At 72.1% G+C, this 14,400-nt stretch carries 15 protein-coding genes; 7 read left to right on the top strand and 8 right to left on the bottom strand.

Annotated elements, in window-relative coordinates:
* Positions 1–715, bottom strand: a 715-nt coding sequence (locus tag CG719_RS28530) for an endonuclease V (RefSeq protein ID WP_100571623.1), incomplete at its 3' end; no start/stop codon positions are given.
* Positions 716–805: 90 nt separating this feature from the next.
* Positions 806–1,132, bottom strand: coding sequence for a plasmid stabilization protein (locus tag CG719_RS28525; RefSeq protein ID WP_100571578.1), 327 nt, complete (start codon positions 1,130–1,132; stop codon positions 806–808).
* Between the two features lie 240 nt (positions 1,133–1,372).
* Between CG719_RS28525 and CG719_RS28520 the strand changes: the two genes are divergently transcribed.
* Positions 1,373–1,789, top strand: a complete 417-nt coding sequence (locus tag CG719_RS28520; protein WP_100571577.1) for an SsgA family sporulation/cell division regulator — start codon at positions 1,373–1,375, stop codon at positions 1,787–1,789.
* A 45-nt stretch (positions 1,790–1,834) separates the two neighbouring features.
* Here CG719_RS28520 and CG719_RS28515 read toward each other — a convergent pair whose 3' ends face one another.
* Positions 1,835–2,503: a GOLPH3/VPS74 family protein gene (locus CG719_RS28515; protein WP_100571576.1), complete on the bottom strand. Its 669-nt coding sequence runs from the start codon at positions 2,501–2,503 to the stop codon at positions 1,835–1,837.
* A 311-nt stretch (positions 2,504–2,814) separates the two neighbouring features.
* On the opposite strand from CG719_RS28515, the gene CG719_RS28510 reads away from it, so the two are divergent.
* The 3 genes from CG719_RS28510 (at position 2,815) to CG719_RS28500 (ending at position 6,536) form a co-directional block, all read left to right on the top strand.
* Entirely contained in the window at positions 2,815–4,440 is a 1,626-nt protein-coding gene (locus CG719_RS28510; RefSeq protein ID WP_100571575.1) for an ABC-F family ATP-binding cassette domain-containing protein, read from the top strand.
* A 105-nt stretch (positions 4,441–4,545) separates the two neighbouring features.
* A complete protein-coding gene (gene ddaH / locus CG719_RS28505) occupies positions 4,546–5,322 on the top strand; it encodes a dimethylargininase (protein ID WP_100571574.1) in 777 nt (258 codons plus the stop codon).
* A gap of 239 nt (positions 5,323–5,561) precedes the next feature.
* Positions 5,562–6,536: an acyl-ACP desaturase gene (locus CG719_RS28500; RefSeq protein WP_100571573.1), complete on the top strand. Its 975-nt coding sequence runs from the start codon at positions 5,562–5,564 to the stop codon at positions 6,534–6,536.
* On the opposite strand, the gene CG719_RS28495 is transcribed toward CG719_RS28500, so the two are convergent.
* Positions 6,537–6,803, bottom strand: coding sequence for a WhiB family transcriptional regulator (locus CG719_RS28495; protein WP_100571572.1), 267 nt, complete (start codon positions 6,801–6,803; stop codon positions 6,537–6,539).
* A 284-nt stretch (positions 6,804–7,087) separates the two neighbouring features.
* Between CG719_RS28495 and CG719_RS28490 the strand changes: the two genes are divergently transcribed.
* Entirely contained in the window at positions 7,088–7,879 is a 792-nt protein-coding gene (locus CG719_RS28490) for a VOC family protein (RefSeq protein ID WP_100571571.1), read from the top strand.
* Positions 7,880–7,907: 28 nt separating this feature from the next.
* On the opposite strand, the gene CG719_RS28485 is transcribed toward CG719_RS28490, so the two are convergent.
* Both CG719_RS28485 and ligD read right to left on the bottom strand, forming a co-directional pair.
* Positions 7,908–8,984 (bottom strand): LacI family DNA-binding transcriptional regulator, encoded by a 1,077-nt coding sequence (locus tag CG719_RS28485; protein ID WP_100571570.1) that lies wholly within the window; start codon positions 8,982–8,984, stop codon positions 7,908–7,910.
* A gap of 107 nt (positions 8,985–9,091) precedes the next feature.
* A complete protein-coding gene (ligD, locus tag CG719_RS28480) occupies positions 9,092–10,117 on the bottom strand; it encodes a non-homologous end-joining DNA ligase (protein WP_100571569.1) in 1,026 nt (341 codons plus the stop codon).
* Positions 10,118–10,192: 75 nt separating this feature from the next.
* Between ligD and CG719_RS28475 the strand changes: the two genes are divergently transcribed.
* Complete coding sequence (locus CG719_RS28475) at positions 10,193–11,263, top strand: ATP-dependent DNA ligase (RefSeq protein WP_100571568.1); 1,071 nt, start codon at positions 10,193–10,195, stop codon at positions 11,261–11,263.
* Positions 11,264–11,291: 28 nt separating this feature from the next.
* Here CG719_RS28475 and CG719_RS28470 read toward each other — a convergent pair whose 3' ends face one another.
* Entirely contained in the window at positions 11,292–12,482 is a 1,191-nt protein-coding gene (locus tag CG719_RS28470; RefSeq protein ID WP_100571567.1) for a zinc-dependent alcohol dehydrogenase, read from the bottom strand.
* Positions 12,483–12,735: 253 nt separating this feature from the next.
* Here CG719_RS28470 and CG719_RS28465 point away from each other — a divergent pair, with 253 nt between their 5' ends.
* Entirely contained in the window at positions 12,736–13,722 is a 987-nt protein-coding gene (locus CG719_RS28465) for a DUF3048 domain-containing protein (protein ID WP_234375801.1), read from the top strand.
* Positions 13,723–13,757: 35 nt separating this feature from the next.
* Here CG719_RS28465 and CG719_RS28460 read toward each other — a convergent pair whose 3' ends face one another.
* A complete protein-coding gene (locus CG719_RS28460; RefSeq protein ID WP_100571565.1) occupies positions 13,758–14,222 on the bottom strand; it encodes a MarR family winged helix-turn-helix transcriptional regulator in 465 nt (154 codons plus the stop codon).
* Positions 14,223–14,400 lie beyond the last annotated feature (178 nt).

The following is a 14,400-nucleotide window of genomic DNA, read 5'->3' as shown; positions in this document are numbered from 1 at the left end:
ATCGCGAAGAGCCGCTGAACCCGGCCGCCCCGGCCTCGCGCAGGGCGCGGCGGCACAGGGCGTCGGCGCTGCGGGTCGTTTCCGGGAGGCGGTGGGCCGGGGTGAGGGCGAGGGTGTGCGCGCAGGCGTTGTCCAGGCTCACCCGGTGGCCGACGGAGACGAAGACCGGCTTGACGCCGTCCCTGGTGCGCAGGGCCCGGCCGACCTCGTCCGGGCCGGCGAGCAGCGGGGAGGCGCTGCCGCGCGGGGTTTCCGGATCTTCGTGGGTGAAGGTGAACGGGTTCTTGGCGACGCCGATCGTCGGCAGTCCGGTCAGCACGCCGAGGTGGCTCGCCAGGCCGAAGCGCCGGGGGTGGGCGAGGCCGTAACCGTCGCAGACGACCAAGCCGGGCGGGCAGGGCAGGGCGTCCAGCGCGGCGAGCACGGTGGGGATCTCGCGGAAGGCCAGCAGCCCGGGCACGTACGGGAAGGAGACGCACCCGACGGCGGTGGTCCCGGCGACGACGCGCAGGGTGGCCGCGTCCAGGACGACGGCCGCCGCCGCGACGAGGTCCCGCTCGTCGTCGTAGGCGACGTCCACCCCCGTGACGTGGCCCGTCCCGGGCGGCGGTCCCGGCTCGTCCCGCACCACTCGTCCGCGCAACTCGTCCTGGACGGCGCGGGCCTGCTCCTCGGTGGCGGGCCAGCCCGCCGGAATGCGTACGGTCCTCGTCATGACGGCCGAGCGTACGGCCCCGCGGGCACCGCGCGGCCGGGCGGGCCCGCGTCCTGACCGGAGGCGGGCCCGCCGGGCTCGGTGCGGGGGTCAGCCTTTACCCAGGGCCTGCCGCAACTGCTGCTTGTTCATGTCCGAGCGGCCGTGGATGTTGCGCCGCTTGGCCTCCTCGTAGAGCTGGTCGTAGGTGGGCCCCTCGGAGCCCCGGCCCGAGCGCTGCCCACCCCGCCGGCCGGAGGACATGTCCTGGGTGGAGGTGCGGCTGGCGGTCTTCGACTCGCCGGTGCGGGCGCGCTCCTTGTTCACCGTGCGCGCGGCGATCTCCTTCGCGCGTTCGGTGCTCTCCCCCCGGTCCTGCGCGCTCTCCTTGATGTGCTCGTACTGGCGCTCGCGCTTGGAACTGGAACCGCGTGGCATGCCGTTCACTTCCTCTCTGTGCAAGGAACGGATACCCGCAATTCTGGATCGATTCGCCATATCGGGCGATCTCCAGTCCTCCAGTCGAGCGACACGGGAGTCGCGTCACTTGCGCGCATGAAGGCGGTGACGGAGGTCACTCGCTCCTCGTGTGCACGGATCGACGGCTTCCGTCGTCTTTTCCAGTGCCCGGCCTCATCCGACCGGAGGTTCGTCCAGCCGTCACAAGGGAGCAAGGCCTTGTCCACCGACATCGAGCAGTTCGTGGAGGCGCGCCTGGTCTCCGCCACGCCACGGATGCACAGCATTCCCGCCACGCTGCACTACGACCGGCGCGACCCGTTCGCCGTCCGTATGACCTTCCCGGCCCCGGCCACCCTCGACGGCGTGGAGGTCTGCTGGATCTTCGCCCGTGAGCTGCTGGCGGCCGGTCTGCGGGAGCCCGAGGGCGACGGCGACGTACGGGTGCGCCCGTACGGCTACGACCGTACGGTCCTGGAGTTCCACGCCCCCGAGGGCACGGCCGTGGTGCACATCCGCAGCGGTGAGATACGGCGCTTCCTGGAGTCCACGAGCGAACTGGTGCCGCTGGGCCTGGAACACCTCCAGCTCGACCTGGACCACGACCTGGCGGAACTGATGCGCGACGCCTGCTGACGCTCCCGACCGCCCCGCGGCGGGCAGGCCCCCGCCCGGTCGCGTTCAGCCGGCCGCCGTGGCGGCTGCCGTGGCTGCCACGATCACCGCCGCGTTCACCTCGCGTACCACCCGGCGCAGCGCCGGGGCCGCGGCTCCGCTGCGGTCGGTCAGCTCGTCGATGCGTGCCTTGTGGCGCCTGCGGTCCTTGGCGGGTACCAGGGTGCGCAGTTCGGCGGCGGCCGCGAGGGCGACGACGGCCGCGTCGCGTTCGGGGACCTCCGCGGCCGGCAGCGGGCCCTCCAGCACCCGGCGTGCTCCCTCCCGCAGCGCGTCCACGGCGGCGACGCGCTCCAAGGCGTAGTCCAGGGACGGGAGGACACCGAGGACCCGGCGCCGCTCGGCGCTCAGGAACCCCTCGGCGGCCAACTGCTCCCGTACGGCGTCGAGGGTGGTCCGTGCGTGCAGCGTCACCCAGGTCTTCCAGCGGCGGGGCCGGGACTCCTGGACGAGTTCGAGCAGCCCGTCGAGCACGGGGTCACCGGTGCTCTCGTCCAGTCCGACGGGGACGGCGATGCCGTCGTCGTCGACGAGCAGTCCGCGCTGGGCCAGCTCGGTGAGGGCGCCGGCCCGGACCAGGAGGTGCAGCCGAGCGGTGCCGGTGATCTTCAGCCGCCCGGTGTCCCAGGCCAGCAGGTAGAGCCGGGCGGGCAGCGAGAGCGAACCGTCGGGCACGGGTGCCTCCTTCCGGGAGGGCTCGGGCCACCCGTTATTCCGTTGACAGGTGTCCCGGCCCCTCCTACCTTTTGCAACGGTTCTGTTGCCGTCGATTGGAGAGGGACGTTGCTCGTCTGAGGTCCTGAGGCACCGCGTCACACCGGTCAGGTGTGTACGTGGCGTGCGACCTCGGCGTCCGAGCCGTCCCGAAGGAATTCCGGCCCAGGGCTCTTCTCCTGCCCCGTGGCTCCCCTCCTACACGGTGACCTCGCCCCGCGGTGTCTCACACGCGTCCGACACTGACCGCACCCAGCCACCGCGAGGCGCCCATGTCCGCATCCATCACCTGCACCTCCCTCTCCTTCGCCTGGCCCGACGGCAGCCCCGTCCTGCCCGGCCTCGACCTCGCCTTCGGTCCCGGCAGGACCGGCCTGGTCGGCGTCAACGGCTCAGGGAAGTCGACCCTGCTGAAACTGATCGCCGGCGAGCTCGGGCCGACCGGCGGTTCCGTCCACGTCACCGGCGAGGTCGGACACCTCCCGCAGAACGTCACGCTCGACACCGCGCTGCGGGTCGACGAGGCGCTCGGCATCGCCGCGCGGCGGGCCGCGCTGCACGCCATCGAGGCCGGTGACGTCGCCGAGGAGCACTTCGAGACGGTCGGCGACGACTGGGACGTGGAGGAACGCGCCCTGGCCACCCTCGGCGAGCTCGGGCTCGGCCGCATCGGCCTGGACCGCACCGTCGGCGAGGTCTCGGGCGGCGAGTCGGTGCTGCTGCGGCTGGCCGCACTGCTGCTGCGCCGGCCGGACGTGCTGCTGCTCGACGAGCCGACCAACAACCTGGACCTGTACGCGCGCCGCCGGCTGTACGCGGCCGTCGAGTCCTGGCCGGGCGTGATGGTCGTGGTCAGCCACGACCGGGAACTCCTGGAGCTGGTCGACCAGATCGCCGACCTCAGCTCCGGCCGGGTCACCTGGTACGGCGGGAACTTCTCGGCGTACGAGGAGGCCCTCGCCCTGGAGCAGGAGGCGGCCGAGCGCATGGTGCGCGTCGCCGAGGCCGATCTGCGCAGGCAGCGGCGCGAACTGGCCGACGCCCAGATCAAACTGGCCCGGCGCAAGCGGTACGGCCAGAAGATGTGGGACCAGAAGCGCGAGCCGAAGATCGTCATGGGGGCCCGCAAGCGCGCGGCGCAGGAGTCCGCGGGCAAGCACCGCATCATGCACGAGGAGCGGCTCGCCGAGGCCAGGGAGCGGCTGGACGAGGCGGTGGAGGCGGTGCGGGACGAGGACGAGATCCGCGTCGAACTGCCGTACACGGCCGTACCGCCGGGCCGGACCGTGCTCACCGTGCGGGATCTGGAACTGGCGTACGGCGCACGCCTGGGCGCGGGAATCGACCTGCGCGGTCCGGAGCGGGTCGCGCTGATCGGGCGCAACGGGGCGGGCAAGACGACGCTGCTGCGCACCATCGCCGGGGAGCTGCCGCCGGTGTCGGGCGAGGTGGCCGCGCACGTGCCGGTGCGGTTCCTGCCGCAGCGGCTGGACCTCCTCGACGACGAGCTGAGCGTCGCCGGGAACGTGGCCCGCCTCGCACCGGGCGCCACCAACAACCGGATCCGGGCCCAGCTGGCCCGCTTCCTGTTCCGGGGCGCCCGCGCCGACCAGGTGGCGGCGACGCTGTCCGGCGGGGAACGCTTCCGGGCCGCGCTGGCCGCGCTGCTGCTGGCGGAGCCCGCGCCGCAGTTGCTCCTGCTCGACGAGCCGACCAACAACCTCGACATGGCGAGTGTGCGCCGGCTGACGACCGCCCTGGAGTCCTACGAGGGTGCCCTGATCGTGGCCAGTCACGACCTGCCGTTCCTGGAATCGATCGGCATCACCCGGTGGCTGCTGCTGGAGGAAGGAGAACTGCGGGAATCCACCTGGGAGTCCGTCACCGATCCCGATTAGCGTCCGGTGGGCTTTTGTCCGGGCGGGCGCTTGGCGCATGATGGCGGCCCGGCGCGGTTTCGGCCGTGCCGGGAACCGCACGCACGCAGCCACGAAAGGCCCCTCGTGCCCAGCAAGAAGGCCCTCGTCCGCCGTCCCGGCCCGCGTCTCGCCGAAGGGCTGGTGACCCATGTCGAACGGCAGACGGTCGATGTCGGGCTCGCGGTGCGGCAGTGGGAGGCGTACGTCGAGGCGCTGCGCGAGCACGGCTGGGAGACGGTCGAGGTCGAGCCGGCCGACGACTGCCCCGACGCGGTGTTCGTGGAGGACACCGTCGTCGCGTACCGGAACGTCGCCCTGATCACCCGCCCGGGCGCCGAGACCCGGCGCGCCGAGACCGCCGGGGTGGAGCAGGCCGTGGCGCGTCTGGGCTGCTCGGTGAACTGGGTCCGGGAGCCGGGCACGCTGGACGGCGGGGACGTGCTGAAGGTCGGCGACACGGTCTACGCCGGCCGCGGGGGGCGCACCAACGCGGCCGGTGTGCGGCAGTTGCGGGCCGTGTTCGAACCACTCGGGGCGCGGGTCGTGACCGTACCGGTGAGCAAGGTGCTGCACCTGAAGTCGGCGGTGACGGCGCTGCCCGACGGGACGGTCGTCGGGTACGTCCCGAAAGTGGACACGCCGTCACTGTTCCCGCGTTTCCTGCCGGTACCGGAGGAGTCCGGCGGGCATGTGGTGCTGCTCGGCGGCGACCGGCTGCTGATGGCGGCGAGCGCGCCGAAGACGGCGGAACTCTTCGGCGATCTCGGCTTCGAGCCGGTCGTGGTGGACATCGGCGAGTTCGAGAAACTCGAAGGCTGTGTGACGTGCCTCTCGGTGCGGCTGCGGGAGTTGTACGCCTGACGAGGTGGGCGGTGCCGGTGCCGGCCCCCGGACCTGCGATGCTGGGCTGGTTCTGGGGACCCGTCAACTCCGGCGCGCACCCCTCTGATCAGCCACCTTTACAGCGAACTTAACCTACGGATTCGTAACCTACGGATTCGTAGCCTACGATCCCGTAGGTTCCCGTGCACCGCTCGCCGGGCCCGTTGCGTTCCGCCCTTGCCAGCTCCCGCTTCTTCACGCGTCCCCCTGGAGTTTCCGTGACCCTTACGTCTCCTCACCTCGGCAGCCCGTCCGCATGGACCGACGCGCGGCTGCTGTACGCGCTGGAGGAAGTGGTCGAGAAGGAGCTGAACCGGCATCTGACGGTCGCCAAGGACTGGATGCCGCACGAGTACGTGCCCTGGAGCGACGGCCGTAACTTCCCTGGGCTCTTCGAGGACGGCGAGGCCTGGGACAAGGAGCAGTCCAAGGTCACGGAGGTCGGCCGGATCGCCCTGGTGGTCAACCTGCTGACCGAGGACAACCTCCCCAGCTACCACCACGAGATCGCCACCCTGTTCGGCCGGGACGGCGCCTGGGGCACCTGGGTGCACCGCTGGACGGCCGAGGAGGGCCGGCACGGCATCGTGATGCGCGACTACCTGCTCGCCTCGCGCGCGGTGGACCCGGACAAGCTGGAGCAGTTCCGGATGTCGCACATGAGCGAGGGCTTCGAGTCCGACAACCGGCACTCGATGCTGCACTCGGTCGCGTACGTCGCCTTCCAGGAGCTCGCCACCCGCATCTCGCACCGCAACACCGGGCACCAGTCCGGCGATCCGGTCTGCGACCGCATGCTGTCGCGCATCGCGACGGACGAGAACCTGCACATGGTCTTCTACCGCAACCTGCTCAAGTCGGCGTTCGAGATCGCGCCCGACCTGACGATGCAGGCGGTGCGGGACGTGGTGGTCGACTTCCGCATGCCCGGCCACGGCATCCCCGGCTTCGAGCGGGCGGCGGCGCAGATGGCCATCGGCGGCGTCTACAACCTGCGCATCCACCACGACGACGTGCTCCAGCCGGTGCTCCGCTTCCTGAAGGTCCTGGAGATCGACGGGCTCGGCCCCGAGGGCCTGCAGGCGCAGGAGGAGCTGGGGATGTTCATGGGCGGCCTGGACGCGGAGGCGGCGAAGTTCGACGAGCGGCTCGCCGCGCGGCGGGCCAGGATGGCGGCGCGGGCCGGCGCCTGATCAGCCGCCGGCGCACGGGGCGGTCCGTCCGGTCCGCCCGAGGGCCTGCCGTTCCTTCTCGGACAGTCCGCCCCAGACGCCGAAGCGCTCGTCGTTGGCGAGGGCGTACTCCAGGCAGGCCGGGCGCATCTCGCACATCCCGCAGATGCGTTTGGCCTCACGCACGGAACTGCCCGGCTCGGGAAAGAAGAAGTCGGCCCCGGTCTGCGCGCACAGGGCCAGGTCCTGCCAGGCGATGTCGTCCGGGGCGGTCGTCTCGAAGTGCATGCACGACATCGTGCCGACCGCCGCGAAACATCCGCTCAACGCCGGATCAACGCGGACACCCACGCCCGCGCACCGCCCCGATGATGGCCGCACACCCACCGCGAACGCACGACGGCGCGCGGAACACCCCGAGGGATGTCGAGACCGGCACCGGCCCCCTGGGACCCAGCGGGGTCCCAGGGGGCCGGTGGCGTGGGGGCGGGTCGTGTTGCGGCGGCGGTTGTCAGTGGGGGGTGACAGACTCGGCAGTGCATGGATCCGGGCACCTTCGAAGGAGGGCAAGGATGCTCACCACCCGTTTCGTCAACGGCGCTCCGAACTGGATCGATGTCGGTGCGCCCGACATCGACGGCGCCCGCTCCTTCTACGGCGCTCTCTTCGGCTGGGAGTTCCAGTCGGCCGGCCCGCAGGCCGGCGGGTACGGGTTCTTCCAGCTCGGCGGGAGGACGGTGGCCGGCGGGATGCAGACCTCGCCGGAGCACGGGCCGCCCTCCTGGACCGTGTACTTCCAGAGCGCCGACGCGGCGGCGACCGCCAAGGCCGCCGAGGAGGCGCACGGCACCGTGCTGGTCCAGCCCATGGACGTGATGGGCGAGGGCCACATGGCGGTCCTCGCCGACAAGGCGGGCGTGCCGTTCGGCCTCTGGCAGCCTGGGCGGATCAAGGGCGTGGACGTGGCCGGCGAGGCGGGCTCGCTGTGCTGGGTCGAGCTGTACACGGCGGACATCGCCGCGGCGGCCGCGTTCTACAACAAGGTGCTGGGCCTGGAGACCTCCGGCGTGCCCTTCCCCGGCGGTACCTACACCTGTGTGAACCCCGCCGAGGGCGGCGAGGACGCCATGTTCGGCGGCATCGTGGCCCTGTCCGACGACCCGACCGAGGCGAAGACGGGCGCGTACTGGCTGCCGTACTTCGAGGTCCCGGACACGGACGCGACGGTGGCCAGGGCCGAGGAGCTCGGCGGCACGATCCGGGTGCCGGCCACCGACGTCACGGGAGTCGGCCGCATCGCCAGGCTCGCCGACCCCTACGGCGCCCGCTTCGCGGTGATCAAGAGCGCCCCGTCACAGAAGTGAGGCCACCCCGGCGGCCTGGAAAAGGCTCTCACGCGGAGGCGCGCCGTACGAGTGTGGTCGGCAGGACGACACTGCGCGGCGCGCCGCCCACCCCGGCCTCGGCGCCGTGCCCGTCGAGGCCGCGCAGCAGGAGGCGGGCCATCAGCCGGCCCATCCCCTCTATGTCCTGACGCACGGTCGTCAGCGGCGGCTCGGTCTGCTCGGCCACGGGCAGCATGTCGTCGAAGCCGACCACGGCGACGTCGTCGGGGACCCGCAGCCCGCGCTCGCGCAGCACGCGCAGGGCACCGGAGGCGGTGAGGTCGTTGGCGGCGAACACCGCGTCCAGGTCCGGGCAGCGGTCGAGGAGTTCGCGCATGGCGCGCTCGCCGCCGGCCGGGGTGAAGTCGCTCTCCACGATCAGCCGCGGGTCGGCGTCGACCATCACGTCCCGGAAGCCGTCGAGCCGGTCCGCCGCCGAGGTCTGGTCGAGGGCGCCGGTGATGTGCCCGATCCTGGTCCGGCCGAGGCCGACCAGATGCCGTACGGCCTCCCGCGCCCCGCCCCGGTTGTCGCAGTCGACGTAGACGACCGCGGGGTTCCCTGCCGTCCGCGCGGAGTCCGCGGCGCCGGGGGCGGTGTCGTCGCTCCAGCCGGGCCGCCCGCCGAACACGGTCGGCACCCCGGCGCGCCGGATCAGCCCCGGCAGCGGGTCGTCGAGGTGCAGCGAGAACACGAGCGCGCCGTCCACATGGCCGCCGGCGAGATAGCGCCCGACCCTGGCGTGGTCGTCGCGCCCCTCCGTCAGCAGCAGCACGAGCTGCGAGTCGTGGGCCGTCAGCTCCTTGCTGATGCCCCTCAGTTGCAGGGCGAAGAACGGGTCGGCGAAGACCCGGGTCTCCGGTTCGGCGATGACGACGGCGACGGCGTCGTGCCGCTTGGTCACCAGGCTGCGGGCGGCCTGGTTCGGCACGTACCCGAGTTCCTCCACGGCCCGCCGCACCCGCTCGGCCAGCGGCTCCCTCACCCCGTCCCCGCCGTTCACCACCCGGGACACGGTGGCCCGCGACACCCCCGCACGCGCGGCCACGGCCTCCAACGTGGGACGCGACGCTGTCTCGGTCACTTCTGGGCTCCTCACCGGCGGTTGTGGATCAGGATAACCGCGCACGGGCCCCGTCGTGAGAGCGCTCTCGTCCGGCGGCGGGCCTCCCACCGGGGGTGCCGGCGGACTCAGCCGGTGGCCGGACCCTGCTTCCTCGCCCGGCTCGGCTGGACCCGTTTCGGCTCGCCGGGCATCTTGGGGTACTCGGGCGGGTAGGGCAGATCACCGAGACCGTGGTCGCGTTCGTCCTGGGAGGCCAGTTCCAGCAGGGCCTCCAGGGAAAAGGCGTGGCCGTCCATGTCGGCGTGCACGTCGCCGACTTCGGCGAACCGGGCCGGCATGGTGGCCACGTCGAAGTCCTCGGGCCGGGCGACGCCGACCTCCTCCCAGCGCAGGGGCGCCGAGACGGGGGCGTGGGGGCGGGGGCGCACGGAGTAGGCGGAGGCGATGGTGCGGTCGCGGGCCGTCTGGTTGTAGTCCAGGAAGATCCGGGCGCCGCGCTCCTCCTTCCACCACTTGATCGTCACATGCTCGGGCATCCGGCGTTCCATCTCCCGGCCCACGGCGATCGCGGCGCGCCGCACCTGGGTGAAGGTCCAGCGCGGCTCGATCGGCACGAACACGTGCAGACCGCGGCCGCCGGAGGTCTTCGGCCAGCCACGCAGGCCCCCGAACTCCTCCAGCACGGACCGCAGTTCGTGGGCGGCGCGCACGGCGTCGGTGAAGTCGGTGCCGGGCTGCGGGTCGAGGTCGATGCGCAGTTCGTCGGGGTGGTCGACGTCGTCGCGGCGCACCGGCCAGGGGTGGAAGGTGAGCGTGCCGTACTGGGCGGCCCACACCACGGCTGCCTCCTCGGTGGGGCACATCTCGTCGGCGCTGCGTCCGCTGGGGAAGGTGATGTGGGCGGTGGGAATCCATGAGGGCATCCCCTTGGGCGCCCGCTTCTGGAAGAACCACTCGCCGGTGATGCCGTCCGGGTAGCGCTCCAGGGTGGTGGGGCGGTCGCGCAGGGCGCGCAGGATGCCGGGGGCGACGGACCGGTAGTACCGGGCGACGTCCAGCTTGGTGAATCCGCGCTCGGGAAAGAACACCTTGTCCGGGCTGGACAGCCGTACGGTCCGGCCGCCGACCTCCAGTTCCACCGCATCGCCCATGCGAGCCACGGTAGGGGCAGCGCGCGCGCCTCGCACACCGGGCGGGCATGCGCGCGGGCGCGCAGAATGCCAGACATGGACCTGCCGGTGATGCCGCCCGTGAAGCCGATGCTCGCCAAGTCGGTGGCGAGGATCCCGCCGGACATGCAGTACGAGGCGAAGTGGGACGGGTTCCGGGCGATCGTGTTCCGCGACGGCGCCGAGGTCGAGCTCGGCAGCCGCACCGGAAAGCCGCTGACCAGGTACTTTCCCGAGCTGGTCGAGGCGCTCAAGGAGCGGCTGCCCGAGCGGTGCGTGCTGGACGGGGAGATCGTGATCGCGCGGGAGGGCCGGCTGGACTTCGACGCGCTGACCGAGCGGATCCACCCGGCGGACTCGCGGGTGCGGATGCTGGCCGAGCGGACCCCGTCCTCCTTCGTGGCCTTCGACCTGCTCGCCCTGGACGGCGAGTCCCTGCTCGACGTGCCGCTGTCCGACCGGCGCGCGCTGCTGGTACGGGCACTGGCGGAGGTCACCGCCCCGGTGCACGTGGCACCCGCGACGACGGACATCGAGGTGGCCCGGCGCTGGTTCGAGCAGTACGAGGGCGCGGGCCTGGACGGTGTCGTCGCCAAGCCGCTGGGGCTGCGCTATCTCCAGGACGAGCGGGCCATGTTCAAGGTCAAGCACGAGCGCACGGCGGACGTGGTGGTCGCCGGGTTCCGTCACCACAAGAGCGGCCCCGTCGTCGGCTCGCTGCTGCTCGGCCTGTACGACGACCGGGGCACCCTCCAGCACGTCGGCGTGTGCGCCGCGTTCCCGATGAAGCGGCGCGCCGAGCTGATCGAGGAGCTGGAGCCGCTGCGGATGGACGACGTGGGCGGGCACCCGTGGGCGGCCTGGTCGGACGAGGCGGCCCACGAGGCGGCCCGGCTGCCGGGCGCGCCCAGCCGCTGGTCGGGGAAGAAGGACCTGTCCTGGGTGCCGTTGCGGCCGGAGTGGGTGGCCGAGGTGGCCTACGACCACATGGAGAACGGGGCGCGGTTCCGGCACACGGCCCGCTTCCGCCGCTGGCGCCCGGACCGCGCGCCGGAGAGCTGCACCTACGCCCAGTTGGAGGAGCCGGTCCGCTACGACCTGGCGGAGGTCTTCGGCTCCCGCGCCTGAGCCGGTGCGCGTGTGGGGGCGGCGGGCCTCACGGCCGCATGACGACCTTCACGGCGCCTTCCTGCTTGCGCTGGAACATCTCGTACGCGTGGGGGGCGTCGGACAGCGGCAGCCGGTGCGTGGCGAAGTCGTCGACGCCCAGTGGATCCTCGTCCGTGAGGTAGGGCATGATCTCGTCGGTCCAGCGGCGGACGTTGGCCTGGCCCATGCGCATCTGTATCTGCTTGTCGAAGAGCGTGAGCATCGGCATGGGGTCGGCCGTGCCGCCGTAGACGCCGCTCAGGGAGAGCGTGCCGCCGCGGCGCACCAGTTCGATGGCGGTGTGCAGGGCTGCGAGCCGGTCCACGCTGAAGCGTTCGGCGAGCGGTCCGCTCAGCGCGTGCGGCAGCACCGTCGCGGCCTGCTGGATGAGCCGGGCGGCCGCGCTGCCGTGCGCCTCGGTGCCGACCGCGTCGATCACGGCGTCGGGCCCGCGTCCCTGTGTCTCGTCGCGGATCGCCGCGATCAGTTCCTTCTCGTTGTCGAAGCCCCGCAGGTCGTACGTCTCCACGCCCCGCCTGCGCGCCCGGGCCAGCCGTTCGGGGACCAGGTCCACGCCGAACACCCGCTCGGCGCCGCGCGCCTTGGCGATCCGGCACGCCATGTCGCCGATGGGACCGAGACCGAGTACGGCCACGCTGCCACCGCGCGGCACATCGGCGTAGGCGACCGCCTGCCAGGCGGTCGGCAGCACGTCCGAGAGGTAGAGGAACCGGTCGTCGGGCGGGCCCTCGGGAAGCTTGATCGGGCCGAACTGCGCCTGTGGGACGCGCAGATACTCGGCCTGGGCGCCCGGCACGGCGCCGTACAGGCGGGTGTAGCCGAACAGGGCGGCGCCCATGCCCTCGCTGGTGACCTGGGTGGTCTCGCACTGGGTCGTCAGGCCCGCGGAGCACATGAAGCAGTGGCCGCAGGAGATCTGGAACGGTACGGCCACCCGGTCGCCGGGCTTGAGGTTCGTCACCCCGGCGCCGACCTCCTCCACGATGCCCATGGGCTCGTGACCGAGGATGTCGCCCGGTGTCATGAACGGCGTGAGCACCTCGTAGAGGTGCAGGTCGGAGCCGCACAGGCCGGTCGACGTGATCCGGATGACGGCGTCCGTCGGCTCCTGGATCTTCGGGTCGGGGACCTCGTCCACCCGAACGTCGCGTTTGCCCTGCCACGTCACTGCCTTCATCGCGGCGCGCTCCCTCCGTCGTTCTGCGTCTCCCGTGCCGCGCCCGGGTACCCGGGGCCCGACCCGCCGAACCGCCGGTCGCCTCATTGGGCCGTTCGGCGCACTGGGTCGCGCTCGAAGGGCCGGTCGCCCCAGCGAGTCACGCCCGATCAGAAACGTGCGGGTATGGCCACCGATGAACGGATAAACAGACAGTCAAGGGACAGCGGCACGGAGACGGGGGCTGACGGTGGGCATGGGAGGAAGCACGCGCATGCGGTGCGCCGCCTCGGCGGTGGCGCTGATGGCCGCCGTGACGACGGCCGCTCTGACGACGGGCTGCACCGCACGGCACGGCTCCGCCGGGGACCAGCAGGACGGAAAGGGACACACTCCCGCGCCCGCGCGGGAAGTGCCGCAGAGCCCGGCACCGAGTCCGGAGCACGCCGGCCCCGTCCTCGCCGTCAAGATCGACAACGTGCAGGCGGCACGCCCGCAGACCGGCCTCGACGCCGCCGACATCGTGTACGCGGAGCAGGTCGAGGGCGGGCTCACCCGGCTGATGGCGGTCTACGCCACCCGCCTGCCCCCGGTCGTCGGACCGGTGCGCAGCGCGCGCGAGTCCGATCTCGAACTGCTGCGTCAGTTCGACCACCCCACGCTCGCCTTCTCCGGCGCCCAGCACAAACTGCTGCCGCTGATCGACGCCGCGCCCCTGACCGCCAGGACACCCGACGACAAGCCCGACGCGTATTTCCGGGGCACCGCCAAGCCGTCACCGCACAACCTGTACCTGCGCCCCGGCAAGCTGCTCGGCCCGGCCCCGGGAGCGGACGCGCTGGCCACCGGCTTCCACTACGGCCCGGCGCCCGCGGGCGGCCGCGCCGAGATCTCGCGCACGGTCCACTACCCGGCGGCCCGGTTCACCTTCACCTGGTCGGCGGCGCGGCACGGCTGGCGGGTGGCGATGGACGGCCGGCAGACGGTCACGACCGACGGCCAGAAGGTGGTGCCCGCGACGGTGGTGGTGCAGCACGTGAAGGTGCGCAGATCGGACCTGCACGACGTGCTCGGCAACTACACCCCGTACACCGAGACCGTCGGTTCGGGGAAGGCGGAGGTGCTGCGCGGCGGGCGGGTGTACGACGCCACCTGGAAGCGCCCGAGCGCGGCGGACGGCACACGGTTCACGGCCGCCGACGGCACGGACGTGAACTTCGCCCGGGGCCAGGTCTGGGTGGTCCTGACCCCGGAACCGTGATCCTCGGACGTGACCGGGAACGGTGACGGGCGCGATCAGGGCTGCGCCGCGACGGGTTCCGCCGGATGGCGCAGTCCCTCGGCCGCGTCCGCGACCCGCCGGATGAGATCGAAGAAGAGGGCCTGTTCCTCGGCGCTGAGCGGCCCCAGGAATACCTGGTTCATCCGGGCCGTCCGTACGGTGAGCTTCCGGTGAGTGCGCTCCCCCTCACCGGTCAGCCGCAGCAGGAAGCGGCGGCCGTCCTGCGGGTCGCGCACCTTGTCGAGCAGTCCGCGGCGGCCGAGGCGGCTGATCACCTCGGCGATCGTGGACCGGTCGAGGCCCACCCTCTCCCCCACCGTGCGCTGGTCGAGACCCGGCTCGGCGACGAGCACGTTCAGGACCGCGAACTGCGGCGAGGTGATCTCCTCGGAGACCATCGTGTTCCACAGCAGGTAGTGCGCCTGCTGCAACCGCCGGGCCAGATGCCCTGGGTGGGTCGAGAGGTCCACCGCGCCCATGTGCGCTCCTCGCATCGATCCGTCGTATCGGCTGTGACTTTTGTAGGTGCACTGAACGATACAGCCGACGAGCCACCTCTCCACCATGAATTCCCGGGCACCTCGGACGCCCCGCTCATCCTGGTCAGGCGGGTATTGACTGGGCGTGCGTCAAGTGGCAGCGTGAGGGAACCGCCAG

The organism is Streptomyces sp. CB01373 (assembly GCF_002803075.1).
Lineage (GTDB): Bacteria > Actinomycetota > Actinomycetes > Streptomycetales > Streptomycetaceae > Streptomyces.
Note: the sequence above shows the minus strand (reverse complement) of the source record. Positions and strands in the feature narration are given on the sequence as shown.